Consider the following 14,703-nt stretch of genomic DNA (forward strand, 5'->3'; position numbering starts at 1 on the left):
GTGGGAAAATGGAAATAATAGGAGTAAACAATATAACAAACACAAATGCTGTTAATAATAAATCTTTATCAATCGATGATTTCTTAAAAATCATGGCAGCAGAAATAAAAAATCAAAATGTATCAGGGGATGAAAGTGGGGGAGGCAGCAAAACAGATTATTTGACGCAAATGGCTCAATTTAGCATGCTTGAACAGCTAAATCAGATATATGAATCAATTAACCAAGTGAACATGTTAAATCAAGCAAGGCTAGTGGGAAAAGAAGTAAAAATTTATTCTGAAGAAGGAGACATCGTTGGAATTGTTGAGAAAGTTAAATTTGCTAACAACAATGTATACCTTCAAATAGATCAAAAAGACTACCCAATAGGTTTATTAGTAGAAGTATCAAATGAGGGATAAATATGGATATAAAAATTCAAAACAATTACCAAATAAAAAATGAAGTAAATAAAACAAAGCACTCTGATACTGAAAATCTAAATTTTAAAGAGATTCTCAATGAAACAATAAAAGCTAATAAAGAAGTCAATATATCTAATCATGCACTCCAGAGAATGAATGAAAGAGGAGTGAGATTAAATAGCAGGGATATTGAAAATTTAAATACAGCAATAAATAAGCTTGAAGAAAAAGGAGCAAAAGAAAGCTTGATTCTTTATAAAGATTTGGCTTTCATAGCAAGTATAACAAATAGGACAATTATAACTTCTATGAACAATTCTGAAGTTTCAATTGTGACAAATATTGATAGCACAATGATAGTTAAGTAATGGCTGGACCTTATGGGAGCCATAAATTCGCAGACTGACTGAAGCGAATTAATAAAAGGGGGATTACAAATGTTAAGGTCATTATATTCCGGTGTAAATGGAATGAAGGGATTTCAAACTAAGATGGACGTTTTAGCAAATAACATAGCAAATGTAAATACGACGGCATATAAATCCAGCAGGGTGAGATTTCAAGACATGCTAAGCCAAACTATGGCAAATGCACAAAGCCCTTCAACAAATGGGCTAGGTGGTATCAATGGAAAACAAGTTGGGTTAGGAGTTAAAGTAGGCGCAATAGACATGATGATGACAGATGGAGCACTGCAACCTACAAATAGAGGTTTGGACTTTGCAATTGAGGGCGAAGGATTTTTTGCAGTATCACCTGATAATAATGGTAACACTAAATATTACACAAGAGATGGAGCTTTCTTTACTGATTACGAAGGAAATCTTGTAAATTCTAATGGAGAAAGAGTTTTGGGATATATCGTAAATGGTATGACAAAGAATCCTACTACAAATGTTTATAGTTATACTACACCAGCAACATTGAATGCTCCGAATGGAATTAATGATTTAGATAAATTAAAACCATTGGTCATACCTGAAAAAATATTAGTTGGAGCAAGTACATTAGATTTAGAAAGTTATTCAATAGATGGATCTGGGCAAATAATTGGAGTATATAGTGATGGGAAATCATATCTACTTGGGCAGATAGGAGTAGTTGGGTTTAACAATCCTGAGGGTTTAGAAAAAATCGGCAATAACAACTATGTTGCCTCGAACAACTCTGGAATGCCTGAAGTGGGAATTGCTGGGCAAAAAGGCTTAGGAGTTATCAGACAAGGCTTTCTTGAAATGTCAAATGTAGATTTAGCCAATGAATTTACAGAAATGATAATTGCCAGTAGAGCTTACCAAGCAAATTCAAGAAGCATCACAACATCTGATGAAATGCTTCAAGAGTTAATCAATCTTAAGAGATAATAATTTAAAAAGCATCTTAGGCTTTTTGCCTAAGATGCGAATTGGAGGATAATATGATTAAACTAACTGCGATTAATGGAAGCCCGTATTATTTGAATTGTGATTTAATATATAAAATTGAAGCAGCTTCAGATACTATTGTTACGCTTGTTGATGGTAAGATATTAAGAGTGAATGAACCACCAGAGCAGATAGTTGAAGAAATTATAGAATACAAGCAAAAGATATTTTCAAAAATTCCGGAGGTTAGTTATGAAGAAGAATTTAGTACCAACAATGGGCTTAATAGCGGGGATGGCTCTGATAATATGGTCGATCTTACTGAGCGGGAACATAAATAATTTTGTTGACATTCCATCGGTTATCATAACAGTATTTGGATCTTTTAGTGCTCTTTTAATTAGTTTCCCATTTAAAACACTAAAAAACATTCCAAATGTTTTAAAAATGCTTCTAAGCTCGCCAGGGAATGAAAGAACAGAGCTTGTAAGTTTATTTGCTGAATTATCTAGGAAGGCAAGAAAAGACGGGTTATTAGCATTGGAAGATGAATTAGATAAAATCAACAATCCATTTTTAGTATCAGGGTTACAACTCGTCATCGATGGTGTAGAACCTGATAGCATAAGAGACATATTGGAGTTAAAAGCAGAAACAATAGAAAGAAGACATTCAACAGGGCAAGCTGTATTTTTAAAGTGGAGTGAATTAGCGCCTGCATTTGGAATGCTCGGCACTTTAATTGGACTTATAATAATGCTTGCTCAGCTAGATGATCCAAGCACAATTGGAATTGGTATGGCTACAGCACTCGTAACAACTTTTTATGGCTCTTTAATGGCAAATTTAGTATTCATACCCATAGCATCAAATTTAAAAGTTCAGACAGATGAAGAACTTTTTACTGCACAGATGATCATAGAAGGAGTTTTGGAAATACAAGCAGGAACTAATCCGAGATTACTTGAAGAAAAACTATTACTATATTTAAATCCTAAAGACAGAAATAATTCTAAAAAGACCAATAAAGGGACTGAAAATGAAAAGTCGAACGAGGCGATAAACAATGGCTAGAAAGAAATTGGGGAAAAAAGATGAAGCGGGTGGATCACCATCATGGCTAACTACTTATTCAGATCTTATGTCATTGCTTTTAACTTTTTTTATACTACTTTATTCAATGTCAAATATTGATGCTCAAAAATTTAAAAATATTGCTTATTCATTACAAGCTGCACTTTCTGGGAGAGGAAGTGATTATATATTCGATGAAGACGGTTCAAATGACAATTCATTACCTCCAATATCCGAAGAAGATAAAGAGGGAGAAGACATAATAGAAGATGAATCTATTTTGAATGAACCCATTTCACCAAATATAGTGGAGATGTACAATAAGGTATCAGAATACCTAGATGAAAATAATTTGGGGGCTGATGTTTCTGTAAAGATGCAATCGGAAGGAGTATTTGTTGAAATAAAAGACGCAATATTATTTGAACCGGGGAGTGCAGAACTGAAAGACTCAGGAATCGAGTTGTTAGACAAATTAGAAGGCTTATTAAGCGATTTTGATAATAAAATAGTAGTGGAGGGGCATACTGACAATGTTCCATCAAGAACATATCTATATCCCACTAATTGGGAGCTATCTACAGCAAGAGCAGTTTCAGTCTTGAGGTATCTAACAGAACAAAAGGGGATAGATCCAAAAAGACTTTCAGCAAGAGGATATGGCGAATATTCACCAATAGCGCCAAATGACACACCTGAAAACAGAACTAAAAATAGAAGAGTAAATTTATTAATAGTATTTGAGGAGAATGTAGAATGACAGAGCCTACGAAAAATGCTAAGAAGAAAAGACCTAAATTGAAAATTTTAATTATAATTATTTTACTCATAGTAATATTACTTCTAGGAGGATTTATTTATCTTCAAGTAACTGACACTACAATAGCTGATATTATGGAATCATTTAACAAAGAAGAACAATTAACTATGAGTCTTGACGAATTTCTTGTAAATTTGAAATCACCTGCAAATATGAGAAATTACTTAAAAGTTAAGATTAGTCTTATGTATACGGATAGTTCTAAGACAGAAATGCTCACAGCAAATACTAGTAAAATTAGAGACATCATTTTAGACAATTTAAGAGGGCGAGGATATGAAGATGTCACTACAAATGAAGGCATAGATACATTGAAGAAGGATATTATTGAGGATTTAAATAATTCTTTTGAAGAACCAATAATAAAAGAAGTATATATCACCGACATTATTGTTCAGTAGAAAAGAGGAAAATCATGGATATACAAATGTTACTTTCATTTTTTAAAATGATCTTTGCATTGATATTAGTAATTCTGATTGCAAACGTCACTTTAAAATTTTTGAATTCAAAAATCAATTCAAAGGGAAGAATGATAAAAATAATTGAGAAAATAAGTGTAGATGCACATTCTTCAATTGGAATTGTTCAAATAATGGGTGATTATTACTTAATGAGCTTTACAGAGAAGGAGAATTTAATATTAAAAGATCTCTCAAAAGAAGATGTAGATAAATATCTATTGGATAAAACAATTAATGAGGACTTTCATAATAACAGAATAGACATCAGTAAATTTATTAAGAGGTATAAAAGTGAATAAACATTTTAAATATATATTCTTAAGCTTAATTTTAATAATTGCACTTCCAAGCTTTACATATGCAACTGGATTAGAGAATATTGTAATAGGCAATGATGCTAATGCAACTGTTGATTCTGTACAATTATTGATATTTATGACTGTTTTAACATTAATTCCTTCAATACTTATTATGACAACAGCTTTTACCAGAATTATAGTTACATTATCATTTTTACGAAGTGGGCTTGGATCTCAACAGACACCTCCAAATCAAGTGCTTATTGGCTTAGCGCTATTTCTTACTTTTTTTATAATGCAGCCAACAATTCAGACTATAAAGGCAGAAAGCTATGACCCGTTTATAAATGATGAGATAACCCAAGAAGAAGCCTTAGAGAGAGCTGAAATTCCAATCAAAGAGTTCATGCTCAAACAGACCAGAGAAAAAGACTTGGCGCTTTTTTTAAGAGCATCAGACAGCGACAATGTAAGTGAACCTATGGATTTACCAATAAGTGTTGTCATTCCTGCATTTGCGATAAGCGAATTAAGGACAGCCTTTAGTATTGGGTTTATAATATATATACCATTTTTAGTAATTGATATGGTAGTTGCAAGTATTCTTATGTCAATGGGAATGTTTATGCTACCACCTGTACTTATATCTTTACCATTTAAATTGTTGTTATTTGTTTTGGTAGATGGATGGTATTTAGTAGTGGAATCTTTAATAGAAAGTTTTATTTAATGGAGGATTTAAATGACACAAGCTTTAGTATTAGATGTTCTTAAAAATGCTTTTTTAACTATAATAGTTGTTTCATTGCCTGTACTATTAACTTCAATGGTTGTTGGATTAGTCATCAGTATTTTACAAGCCACAACGCAAATACAAGAGCAAACTCTAAGCTTTGTACCGAAACTCATTGCAGTTATGTTAGCAATTGTACTATTTGGCAACTTCATGCTAAATAGAGTTATAGAATTGACAAGTAGTCTCTATTCTCTAATTCAAAATATAATTTAAGGATAAAGATATGAATATAGAATTGCAGAAAGCAATTTTAATACTAATAAGAATAACCTCCTTTATAGTTATAAGCCCTGCATTTTCACTTAGAGGACTCCCAAATACTATGAAAGTAGGATTATCAGCTGCATTAACTGTATTTGCATATTCATCTGTAGTTGAATTTATACCAGTAGCAAATATGTTTTTATTTTTCATTTATGCAATAAAAGAAACACTCATTGGACTTGCAATGGGATATGTAACAAATTTAGTCTTTACAGCATGTGAAATGGCAGGACAGCTTATTGATTTTCAAGCTGGATTTACTATGGCAACAGTTTATGATCCAATAACTGGGAACAGTGTTTCTAATTATGGCAAAGCATATTACTGGATAGCTATCGCAGCACTTTTTTTATTGGATATGCATCACTATATGATAATGGGTATGATTGAATCTTTTAAATTGATTCCTTTAGGGACATATTTAATTGATGGACTTGAAATTGAAATGGTAGTAAATATTTTTGGAACAATGTTTGAAACCGCATTGAATTTTGCTGCCCCAATGATAATCGTACTGTTGGTTTCAGATGCAGTTTTAGGAATAATATCTAGAACTGTTCCTCAAATAAATGTATTTATGCTAGGAATGCCAGTTAAAGCTTTAGTGAGTTTTGTAGTGTTTTTGGTATCTATTTCTTTTGTACTAAGTAGAAGTGGAGAGATTGTTGGGCAGATACCTTATTACTTCAAAGGATTTATGAATATAATAGGAAAATAACAGGTGATTAAAAATGGCTGATAAAGAGTCAAAAACCGAAGAAGCCACCCCGAAAAGGCTAAAAGATGCGAAGAAAAAAGGACAAATTGCTAAAAGTGCTGAATTAGCACCAGCGGTGAGTTTGATAGTATTTGCTATTACAGCAAGTTTTATTGCCATGAATTTATACAAAAATAGTTTAAATTATTTAAAAAATAGTTTGACTACTGGCTTTAATACAAATCTTACTAGGAGTAATTTATCGAGTTTTTTACCAAATTTGATTGATCTTTTTATCTTGATAATGCCTTATCTAGCAATTGGACTTATTGTAGGAGTAATTGTCAATCTAATACAAACAGGGTTGTTATTTACTTCAACACCTTTAAAGCCTGATTTTAATAGGATAAATCCCATAAAGGGCTTTAAAAATATATTTTCAAAAAGGGCAGTTTTTAGTTTGTTAAAAAACATTGTGAAATTACTTTTAGTTAGCTTTTTGACGTATAATTATCTCACTGAATCTTTTCCTAAAATTTTAAATGCAGGTAGCATAGGAACAGAGAAATTATTTCCTTTTATAATGGGCTTTGTAGTTGATCTAGCATTAAATATTTCGATCATCATGCTGGGATTAGCAATAGTTGATTACATTTTTCAAAAAAGAGATCACAAAAAGGAATTAAAGATGACTATGCAAGAAATCAAAGATGAATATAAAGAGATGGAAGGAAATCCGCAGATAAAACAAGCTCGGTCCCAAAAGCAAAGACAACTTGCCCTAAGTAGAATGATGAGTGCGATTGAAAAATCAAGCGTTGTGATTACTAACCCAACACACATTGCTGTTGCAATAAAATATGATGAAAATGAAGATAAAGCTCCAGTAGTTGTGGCAAAAGGGGTAGATTTCTTGGCACAAAAAATAAAGGAAAAAGCAAAAGAGAATAAGATCCCAATCATCGAAAACAAAGAACTAGCGAGAGCTATTTATAAAGATACTGAAGTAGGAGATCATATACCTGTAGAACTTTATAAATTGGTTGCAGAAGTTTTAGCTTATGTTTATGATTTAGAAAAAAAGAAAAAAAGCAGAATATAATTGAGGGATAAATATGAGAGTACTCTTTAAAAACGTATCAGATACTTTTAATAAATATACAGAAGCTATCATTGGGTTTTTGGTAGTTGGGATTATCGGAATAATCATTATACCAATGCCGAGTTTGCTTTTAGATTTTTTGTTGGTATCAAATATCACTATAGGAATAATAATATTATTACTTACTTTATCAACCAAAAATGTTTTAGAATTTTCAACCTTCCCAACGCTATTGTTAATAACAACTCTTTTTAGGTTAGCTCTAAACATATCATCCACAAGGCTTATACTTAGTGAAGGAGATGCGGGCAATGTAATAAATGCATTCGCGAATTTTGTCACAGGCAATAACTATATAGTAGGGGCAGTAATATTTATTATCATAGTAATTGTGCAATTGGTAGTTATTACAAATGGATCAAGTAGAGTCTCTGAAGTAACAGCTAGATTTACATTAGATGCAATGCCAGGTAAACAGATGGCAATTGATGCAGATTTAAACACAGGCCTTATTGATGAGCAAACAGCAAAACAAAGGAGACTAAACTTACAGAGAGAAGCTGACTTTTACGGTGCAATGGATGGTGCAAGTAAATTTGTAAAAGGAGATGCAATAGCTGGTATTATCATAACAGTTATTAATTTAGTTGGTGGAATACTTATTTTTACACTACAAAACGGATTATCAGCTATGGAAGCTATTGACAAATTTGGGAAACTTACTATAGGAGATGGGCTTGTAAGTCAAATACCAGCACTATTAATATCTATATCATCAGGTATATTAGTGACAAGGTCAGAAGATGGGAACACATTTGGAAAAAGTTTGACAGAACAAATTTTTTCTACTCCTGACGTAATGATGATTGCTTCTGTTGTATTATTAGTTATATCCCTTGTGCCTGCTTTTCCAACGATTCCATTTCTAATTGTTGCTCTTTTAATAGGAAGCACTGGATATTTATTGAAACAGAACGAAAAGGAAGAACTGCTTGTTGCTACTGAGATTGAGAACTTATCTGTTGCTTCTCAAAAAGAATCAGAAAAAGATGATTTTAAAGTATCTCAGGTAGAACCTATAGCCCTTGAAATAGGCTATGGACTCATACCTTTAGTAGACGAAAGTAGAGAAGAAAATCTAGTAAATCAAATTACAGCAATAAGAAGGCAATGTTCTAACGAACTTGGAATAATAGTTAATTCAATAAGGATAAGAGATAATTTACAATTATCTCCAAATGATTACGTTATTAAAATCAAAGGAAATATAGTAGCTAGAGGGACAATCTATTTAAATAAGTATATGGTTCTAGACCCGGGAAATGGAGAATTAAATATTGAAGGTATTCCTACAAAAGAACCAGCTTTTGGAATAAATGCAATATGGATAGATGAAAATCAGAAAGATAAAGCAGATCTCGAAGGATACACTATAGTAGAGCCATCGACGATCTTAGTAACCCACTTGAAAGAAGTAATCAAAAACCATAGCTATGAGCTATTGGGTAGGCAAGAAGTTAAACAACTATTAGATTTTGTAAAAGAAAAGTATGAAGTCGTAGTAGATGAACTTATCCCAGACATAATGACATTGGGAGAAGTACAAAAAGTATTGCAAGGGTTATTAAAAGAAAATGTCCCTATTACAGACTTAGTTACTATACTTGAAACATTAGCTGATAATGCACCAATGATTAAAGACACAGAAATGCTTGTGGAACAAGTTAGACAAGCATTAAAAAGGACTATTACAAAAAACTATTTGAATGTTGAAGGGAAACTCCCTGTTATAACTATTCACCCAAGTATAGAAGAAACAATAAGTGAAAATACACAAAAGACAATGTCTGGATCTATACCGATATTAAAGCCTGAAATCATCAATAAGATATTTGACAACTTAAATAAAGCTGTTGAGCAATCTCAAATCAAAGGAATTGATCCAGTTATTCTAACATCACCTAAGATTAGAATTGCCTTTAGGAATCTTATATCTTATAATTTTCCAAACTTGCCAGTTATTTCTATAACAGAAATACCAAACGAAGTAGATATAGAAGCAGTAGGAATGGTGGAAAGAATATGATCATAAAAAAATATATAGTGGATGATATGAAAGAAGCATTTATAAGAGCTAAATATGAATTAGGATCTGATGCGGTATTAGTAGATCAAAGAAATATTAAACAAGGTGCAAAGCTTAATCCTTTTAAAAAGAAACGCATCGAAGTGACTTTTGCTTTAGAAGAAGATAAAAATCCTATTTTAACAGAAAATACAGTAAAAAGTGAAAATAAAGTCATTGCAAACTCAAAAAAAGGGATTAAACTTAATATGGATAGCGAGACAGCAAAAGATAAGTTAATGCACTTTTGTTCACTACATGATAAAAATCCTGAGGATTTGACTTTTGATGAGAAAAAGCAATTTTTAGAAATTCTTTTAAAGGACACAAATTTTAATCAAAAGAAAGAACTATCTAAAATAAATATTTTAGTTGGACCAACTGGAGTTGGGAAAACAACTACTATTGCCAAAATAGCTGCAAGAGAGTCAATATTAAACAAAAACAAAGTTGGCTTGATAACTATTGACACTTATAGAATAGGAGCAGTAGAGCAGTTAAGAACTTACGCTAGAATTTTGAATATACCATTTGAAGTTGCTAATGATATATCTGAAATGGATGGTAAACTTAAGAAATTAAAAGATTGTGACTTAATTTTAATAGACACTTTAGGAATGAGCCCAAATGATGACAAAAAACTTTCTGAAGTAAGCAAATTTATTGACAAATGTTATTTAGACTACAAAACTTTTCTTGTGATAAGCATGACAACTGATAAATTAGCTATAGACAACATTCTTAATAGATATAGTGCATTGAATTATGATTCAATTATTATAACTAAAATAGATGAAGTGCTAGATTTGTCAAATTTGTGGTACATACTCAATAATAGTTCTAAACCCATTGCGTATCTCTGCAATGGACAAGATGTACCAAATGATATAAGAGAAGCAAATATTGATACTATTTTTGAGTTGAGTGAAGGAGACTTAGTTTTATGATAGATCAAGCTTCTAATTTAAGAAAGATGATAGACAATGATGCTAGGAGTAAAAGCAATAAAGATGTGAAAATATATTCAGTATTGAGTGGTAAAGGTGGCGTAGGTAAGACAAATTTTAGTGTAAATTTCGGAATAAAATTATATCAAAAAGGCAAAAAGGTTCTAATAATAGATGCAGATGTAGGAATGACTAATGCTAATATAATATTGGGGATACCGGTAAGAAACAATCTGTTTGACTTGATTAAAGGGGATAAGACATTAAGTGAAGTCATAATTAAAAGTCCTTATGGAATAGACTTATTATCAGGTGGTTCTGATTTAATGGAGTTGGAGTATCTTGAAGATGAAAAACAAAAATGGGTTTTAGAAAATTTACTAGAGTTGGGTAATTATGATGTAATTATAATAGATAACGGAGCAGGTATGACAAAGCAAACTATGGCTTTTTTGCTTTTATCGAATGAAACGATATTGATAACTACACCTGAGCCTACAGCGCTTACGGATGCATACAGAGTTCTAAAAGTAATATCAAGCAACACAATAAAAGATGTAGTGAAAGTGATAATAAATCAAGTTGATTCTAAAGCAACAGGAGATGATACTTTCAATAAATTACTTATGACAGTTAACTCATTTTTAGACATAAAAATTGAAAATGTAGGATATTTATATACTGATTTAAGGGTAAATAAAGCTATAATGGAGCAATGCCCATTTGTAATTAAATATCCTAATTCATTAGCAGCTGAAAGTTTAGATATAATAAGTTCTAAATTAATAGATGATGATTTGTTCAAGAAAAACATATCGAATATAAAAGAATTAAAAAACAAAATTTATAGAATTTTTGGGTGATCATATGATTCCGATAATTGTTAATTCCAGTGTAGAACTCACATTAGCAGATAACGAAATTTTTAAAGGACTAATATATGATATAGTTGATGACAATATTTATGTCACAAGTACTTCAGATAGCAAGGATTTTAAACTTATAAAGGTAGGAGAAAAAGTAAGCGGCATAGCAAATGATGGGGTTAACTCTTTTTCATTTGATGCAATAGTAAGCGAAAGAAAAAGACTAGAATTTCCAACATATATATTAAGTGATATAACAAATATAAAGAAAATTCAAAGAAGACAATACGCACGTGTGAATAATATGAAAGAAATTAGATTTTCTGATCATAGCTTTTTACTTAAGAAAGACGATTTGGATTTAAATCTATTTTCACTAGAAAAGGTAAAAGAATATCTAAAAGAAGGCTTGATGATTGATTTAAGTGGAGGCGGAATGAAATTTAAGTCTGACCACAATCTTTCAGAAGGAGAAAATATTGTACTTTACTTTCAGTTAGAAGGTGAACAGTTCGCCTTGAAAGGCAACATTGTTCACAGGCAAGTAGACATAATAAAAGATAAAGCTCTTTACTCATATGGAGTTCAATTTACAGATATAACTGACAATATGAGAGAAAAATTAATAAAAAAAGTGTTTGTTTTAATGAGGAAGAATAAAATTAAGGGGTAAAGAAATGTCTCAAACATATCTCAACAATAAAGATGATTTGATAATTAAATATATACCTCTTGTAAACAAGATTGTATCTAGAATAGAAATAAATGACAACGCTCTTGATTATGAAGATCTAGTAAGCGTTGGAATTATTGGATTGATGGATGCCATTGATAAATTTGATAATACTAAGAACGTACCATTTGAAGCTTATGCTACTATAAGAATTAGAGGAGCAATAATTGATGAACTAAGAAAATCAGGCAAAGTTTCAAGAGATCGAATTTATAAATTAAATGAATATTATGCAGCTAAAGAAAAACTAGAAAAAGAACTTAACAGAACCCCAGAAGAACAAGAGATAATTAAAGAATTAAATTTAGAAACCAAAGAATTATCAAAAATTTACGAAACTCTCCATTACTTATCAAACGTTTCATTAGAATCAGTAATTTACACAAAAAGTGGAGAAGAGTTTAATTTTATTGATACTTTAAAGGATGATAAAGAAAAGTCACCTGAAGAAAAGTATATAGATAAGGAAAGGAAAAAAGAACTAAAAAAAGCCATTGAAAAGCTAAACGAAAGAGAACAACAAATATTGAGTTTATACTATGTAGAAGAACTTACATTAAAAGAGATTGCATATGTATTAGATATATCAATAGCAAGAGTATCTCAAATTCATGGAAAGATTTTGCTTAAGCTAAATAGTTCTATAAAAGATCTAATGGAGGATGAAGATGTTTAAATTTCTAATTTTTATAGCAACAATATTTTTAGCGCTAGGCTTTTATATAGAAAAAGAAAATTTGGAATCTAAAGAAGAAAAAACAACTCCAAGTGATGATAAGTTGGCTAATATAGAAAATAGAATCAATGAAATAGAGGAGATACTCTATAGTTTTGAAGACAGAGTTAATGAAAATATATTAAAGAAAGAAGATATTTACGATATAGAAAAATTTAAATTAACTCAAGACAATATATCAGATGATGAAGAATTGAAGAACAAAGGAGTTCCCATAGATTACAATGAAGATAAATTTAGCATAATCAATTCTCTTGTTAATGGAGATATCAATTTGACAGAAGCTTGCGATATATTAGGAATGAACAAGGGGGAGGTTTTATTATTAAGAAATTTATATATAGAATCAAAGAATTGAGAGTAAATGTATTTATACCGTTAGGAGTTGGTGTTTTACTTGCTGCCATTTTAATGAATTTCTCCTATGGATCTCTTAGTGATAAAGAAATTGAAATAGAAGCTAGAAAGCTCGGGATGATATATCCTGAAGAAATAAAAGTCAACATAAATTCTAATGAAAATAATGGAGGAGAAATAAATGATTAGATCTCTCTACACTATAAATAGAAGTTTAAACGTAATTCAAAAAAAACAAGAAAATACAAGTTCTAATATTGTAAATGCAAATACTCCAGGTTATAAATTTCAAGGAGTATTACAAAGCACAATGGAATCAAGAGAAATGATAAACTATGCAGGTGGGAATAATAAGAATTTAAGAAATCCATTGGGGCAATTTGTGTTTGGAAATCAAGTTGATGGTTACTTTAGGAATTTTTCTAATGGTACATTTTATGAGACAGGAAACGATACTGATTTTGCAATAAATGGTAATGGGTTTTTCACTATTGAATTAAATGATGGACAAATGGCATATACAAGAAATGGCAACTTTATAATTAATGAAAACAATGAATTAACTACAATAGAAGGATATAGAGTCATTGGAGCAAATGGATATATAAATGTTAATGATGAGAATTATAATTTTCTAATTTCAGACATAGAGGATTACAATACATTGATAAGCATTGGAGATAGTTTATTTATGACGCAATCACCTACTAATATAATAGAAACAGAAGTTAAAAACGGATATCTAGAATCAAGTAATGTGAACATGGTAGATGAGATGGTTAAATTAATAGAGATCACTCGTGAATTTGAAACAAACCAAAAGCTAATGCATGCAGCCGATGAAACTTTAAGCAAAGCTGTTAATGAAGTTGGAAAGGTATAGGTGATAATATGAATATTTCTCTACACGTAGGAAGATCTGGGTTAAATGCTAATCAGCGTAAGATGGATTCAGTTTCCGATGATATAGCAAATGTTAACACAGTAGGATATAAAAGCAAACAAATAAGCTTTAGAGAGCTTTTAAACACAGAAAATGTAAGTGCTGGCACATCTAGTCTAGTATCAAAATTATCTTATAATCAAGGAGCATTGATAGAATCACAAAGCCCATATAATTTAGCTATAGAGGGTGATGGATTTTTTGGAATTTCAAAAAATGGACAAATTATGCTAACGCGTAGTGGAGGATTTATACTAGATGCAAATAACACAATAGTAGATTCAGAAGGAAATAATCTCATAATAGACTATACAATACAACCCAATGAATGGGGAAATGAAACCATAACAATTGATGAAGAAGGTTATTTATACCAAAACATAGATGGAGAAAATACTTCACTAGGACGAGTAGTCTTATTTTATCCTGATAATTTAGACGCTTTAATACCGATGGATGGTGGCAAGTTTATATCAAATGGAGAAATATTTTCATCTATAGATAGCGATTTTAATTTTGGAAATATTAAGCAATATTTTTTGGAGCAATCCAATGTAGATTTGATAAAATCTTTAACAGATATGATAATCACACAAAGAGCTTATTCCATGAGTAGTAAAGTAGTAGAAACAGCTGATGAAATATACAATATGTCAAATAATTTAAAAAGATAAATAATTTGGTTGCATATGCAACTAAATTATTTATT

Annotated in this window: 21 protein-coding genes; all 21 read left to right on the top strand. The window is 30.8% G+C overall.

Translation table 11 applies throughout. The annotated features are described in order from the left end of the window. Positions 1 to 8: 8 nt before the first annotated feature. The 21 genes from E4100_RS06570 (at position 9) to E4100_RS06670 (ending at position 14,668) form a co-directional block, all read left to right on the top strand. Entirely contained in the window at positions 9 to 404 is a 396-nt protein-coding gene (locus E4100_RS06570) for a flagellar hook capping FlgD N-terminal domain-containing protein (protein ID WP_135271238.1), read from the top strand. Positions 405 to 406: 2 nt separating this feature from the next. After that, complete coding sequence (locus tag E4100_RS06575; protein WP_135271239.1) at positions 407 to 775, top strand: TIGR02530 family flagellar biosynthesis protein; 369 nt, start codon at positions 407 to 409, stop codon at positions 773 to 775. A gap of 69 nt (positions 776 to 844) precedes the next feature. Next, positions 845 to 1,771, top strand: coding sequence for a flagellar hook-basal body complex protein (locus E4100_RS06580; protein WP_135271240.1), 927 nt, complete (start codon positions 845 to 847; stop codon positions 1,769 to 1,771). A 53-nt stretch (positions 1,772 to 1,824) separates the two neighbouring features. Continuing rightward, positions 1,825 to 2,112 carry a flagellar FlbD family protein gene (locus E4100_RS06585; RefSeq protein WP_135271241.1) on the top strand — a complete coding sequence of 96 codons (288 nt, stop codon included), beginning with the start codon at positions 1,825 to 1,827 and terminating at the stop codon, positions 2,110 to 2,112. Next, positions 2,024 to 2,845, top strand: coding sequence for a motility protein A (locus E4100_RS06590; protein ID WP_135271242.1), 822 nt, complete (start codon positions 2,024 to 2,026; stop codon positions 2,843 to 2,845). The genes E4100_RS06585 and E4100_RS06590 overlap by 89 nt, the downstream gene beginning before the upstream one ends. Next, a complete protein-coding gene (locus E4100_RS06595) occupies positions 2,838 to 3,605 on the top strand; it encodes an OmpA family protein (protein WP_135271243.1) in 768 nt (255 codons plus the stop codon). The genes E4100_RS06590 and E4100_RS06595 overlap by 8 nt, the downstream gene beginning before the upstream one ends. Continuing rightward, positions 3,602 to 4,066, top strand: a complete 465-nt coding sequence (locus E4100_RS06600) for a flagellar basal body-associated FliL family protein (protein ID WP_135271244.1) — start codon at positions 3,602 to 3,604, stop codon at positions 4,064 to 4,066. The genes E4100_RS06595 and E4100_RS06600 overlap by 4 nt, the downstream gene beginning before the upstream one ends. Before the next feature lie 14 nt (positions 4,067 to 4,080). Beyond that, positions 4,081 to 4,428 carry a flagellar biosynthesis protein FliO gene (locus E4100_RS06605; protein WP_135271245.1) on the top strand — a complete coding sequence of 116 codons (348 nt, stop codon included), beginning with the start codon at positions 4,081 to 4,083 and terminating at the stop codon, positions 4,426 to 4,428. Continuing rightward, entirely contained in the window at positions 4,421 to 5,158 is a 738-nt protein-coding gene (gene fliP, locus E4100_RS06610) for a flagellar type III secretion system pore protein FliP (protein WP_209315300.1), read from the top strand. The genes E4100_RS06605 and fliP overlap by 8 nt, the downstream gene beginning before the upstream one ends. Positions 5,159 to 5,170: 12 nt before the next feature. Continuing rightward, positions 5,171 to 5,437 (top strand): flagellar biosynthesis protein FliQ, encoded by a 267-nt coding sequence (gene fliQ, locus E4100_RS06615; protein WP_135271247.1) that lies wholly within the window; start codon positions 5,171 to 5,173, stop codon positions 5,435 to 5,437. A gap of 10 nt (positions 5,438 to 5,447) precedes the next feature. Next, on the top strand, positions 5,448 to 6,206 hold the full coding sequence (gene fliR, locus E4100_RS06620; protein WP_135271248.1) for a flagellar biosynthetic protein FliR: 759 nt from the start codon (positions 5,448 to 5,450) through the stop codon (positions 6,204 to 6,206). A 13-nt stretch (positions 6,207 to 6,219) separates the two neighbouring features. Beyond that, on the top strand, positions 6,220 to 7,287 hold the full coding sequence (gene flhB / locus E4100_RS06625; protein WP_135271249.1) for a flagellar biosynthesis protein FlhB: 1,068 nt from the start codon (positions 6,220 to 6,222) through the stop codon (positions 7,285 to 7,287). Positions 7,288 to 7,300: 13 nt separating this feature from the next. Then, positions 7,301 to 9,373: a flagellar biosynthesis protein FlhA gene (gene flhA, locus E4100_RS06630; protein WP_135271250.1), complete on the top strand. Its 2,073-nt coding sequence runs from the start codon at positions 7,301 to 7,303 to the stop codon at positions 9,371 to 9,373. Then, positions 9,370 to 10,359, top strand: a complete 990-nt coding sequence (locus E4100_RS06635; protein WP_135271251.1) for a flagellar biosynthesis protein FlhF — start codon at positions 9,370 to 9,372, stop codon at positions 10,357 to 10,359. Before flhA ends, E4100_RS06635 begins: the two co-directional genes overlap by 4 nt. Further along, a complete protein-coding gene (locus E4100_RS06640) occupies positions 10,356 to 11,222 on the top strand; it encodes a MinD/ParA family protein (RefSeq protein ID WP_135271252.1) in 867 nt (288 codons plus the stop codon). Before E4100_RS06635 ends, E4100_RS06640 begins: the two co-directional genes overlap by 4 nt. 4 nt (positions 11,223 to 11,226) lie before the next feature. Beyond that, positions 11,227 to 11,898, top strand: a complete 672-nt coding sequence (locus tag E4100_RS06645; RefSeq protein WP_135271253.1) for a flagellar brake protein — start codon at positions 11,227 to 11,229, stop codon at positions 11,896 to 11,898. 4 nt (positions 11,899 to 11,902) lie between these two features. Next, positions 11,903 to 12,634, top strand: coding sequence for a sigma-70 family RNA polymerase sigma factor (locus E4100_RS06650; protein ID WP_135271254.1), 732 nt, complete (start codon positions 11,903 to 11,905; stop codon positions 12,632 to 12,634). After that, entirely contained in the window at positions 12,627 to 13,052 is a 426-nt protein-coding gene (locus E4100_RS06655; RefSeq protein WP_135271255.1) for a hypothetical protein, read from the top strand. The genes E4100_RS06650 and E4100_RS06655 overlap by 8 nt, the downstream gene beginning before the upstream one ends. Continuing rightward, complete coding sequence (locus E4100_RS06660) at positions 13,049 to 13,240, top strand: hypothetical protein (protein WP_135271256.1); 192 nt, start codon at positions 13,049 to 13,051, stop codon at positions 13,238 to 13,240. Before E4100_RS06655 ends, E4100_RS06660 begins: the two co-directional genes overlap by 4 nt. Continuing rightward, positions 13,233 to 13,934, top strand: a complete 702-nt coding sequence (locus E4100_RS06665; RefSeq protein WP_135271257.1) for a flagellar hook-basal body protein — start codon at positions 13,233 to 13,235, stop codon at positions 13,932 to 13,934. Before E4100_RS06660 ends, E4100_RS06665 begins: the two co-directional genes overlap by 8 nt. Before the next feature lie 8 nt (positions 13,935 to 13,942). After that, complete coding sequence (locus tag E4100_RS06670; protein ID WP_135271258.1) at positions 13,943 to 14,668, top strand: flagellar hook-basal body protein; 726 nt, start codon at positions 13,943 to 13,945, stop codon at positions 14,666 to 14,668. The last annotated feature ends 35 nt before the right edge of the window (positions 14,669 to 14,703 follow it).

This window comes from Soehngenia longivitae (genome assembly GCF_004684055.1).
In the GTDB taxonomy this organism is placed as follows: Bacteria; Bacillota; Clostridia; order Tissierellales; family Tissierellaceae; genus Soehngenia; species Soehngenia longivitae.